The organism is Tumidithrix elongata BACA0141 (genome assembly GCF_036349135.1).
In the GTDB taxonomy this organism is placed as follows: Bacteria; Cyanobacteriota; Cyanobacteriia; order Pseudanabaenales; family Pseudanabaenaceae; genus Tumidithrix; species Tumidithrix elongata.
Window position 1 is genome coordinate 1 of record NZ_JAZBJZ010000131.1, and the last position, 1,315, is coordinate 1,315.

A 1,315-nucleotide genomic window follows, 5' to 3' on the forward strand; every position below is an offset into this window, starting at 1 on the left:
TCGTCTTCTTCTTTGGTATCCTCCTTATTCTCATCTTCTTCCGAATGGGTGTCAGATTTACCTCCATCGTCTTCTTCTTTGGTATCCTCCTTACCTTCTTCCTCTTGATTAGTATCGAATTTTTGATTGAGCTTTTCTAGAACTTCTTGTTCTGTAGCTAGAACACCATTAGCGCCACGGATAACAATTCCGAATTGACCAATCTCATATTTCCAACCAATACTGGTGAAAACTTCTTTTACAGATGCCTCACCTTTGACATCGATAAATTTTTTCAAAATATCACGAACTTTTACCAAACGAGTTTTTGCTTCAGATCTATTTATTGCTCCTAGTTCAGATCCGAATGTCTGCAAGCCACTTTCATCGCCAAAAAGCTCACTTGCTTTATTATAGGTCGTTTGAACTGAGCCTAAATCAAGCTTAAAATCCAAATTTATCCCACCTTTTTGTAACCGATGCAATACCTGTTTCATTTGGGCTGGACCAGGTTTATAATGCCCGCTCTTGTCATTCATCTCTTCTATCTTTCCACCGCTAGCTTTGATAGATCCCGCTGCCGCTGTGGCTGCACCAGCAAGCAAACTAGAATGATGATATTTACCAATCTTGTGCGATGCCATATGCAGATCGCCTGTTGGACTCATTACAAAAATTTCCCAGCCTTTTCCTTTTTGATGGGTAACACTATTCGTGGTGTCAACGGGTGCGCTAGGTGTGTCATGCTGCGGGCTGCGATTCAAAGTACTAGAGACTGTAACTTGCGTCTTGTCCTGTTCCTCTTTTGTCTCATCGTACTGCACGAGGCGAGACTTCAGTTGTTCTTCATTCACGTTGCCTTGCTCGTCAATTGGCATCTCCTCTAATTTCGATTTTTCGATCGCAGATTTTAAGAGATTATCGATGGCAGCTATTACTTTTTCCCTTACAGGCGCTTTCTTAAGGATGTTCCAATCTTCACTAATTTTCTTGAGAATAATTCCAAGCATTTTGCTACTATTGAATAAATCTATTATTCGATCTAGCGCCTCGTCAGATGTTTCTAAATCTCTTACTGCCTTTATGAGATTGGTGTAATCTCGAATGTCTTTTGCTTGCCCCTCTATCTGTTCTTTAAGATCGTCTCGTTGCTCTGTCCGCTCATTTGTGTAATGCGCGTCTATATCTTTGTTGTCAAAGTAAATCTCTTTTCCTCCTTCAATTAGTTCCTCATCCTCCTCTTCCTCTTGAGGGGTATCGAACTCACCTCCGTCCGACCCCCCATCTTCTTCCGAATGGGTGTCAGATTTACCTCCATCGTCTTCCTCTTTGGTGT

The 1,315-nt window shown here is 41.6% G+C and carries 1 pseudogene; it reads right to left on the reverse strand.

Annotated elements, in window-relative coordinates:
* Positions 1 to 1,315, reverse strand: a pseudogene (locus V2H45_RS22035) (hypothetical protein); the annotation flags it as partial.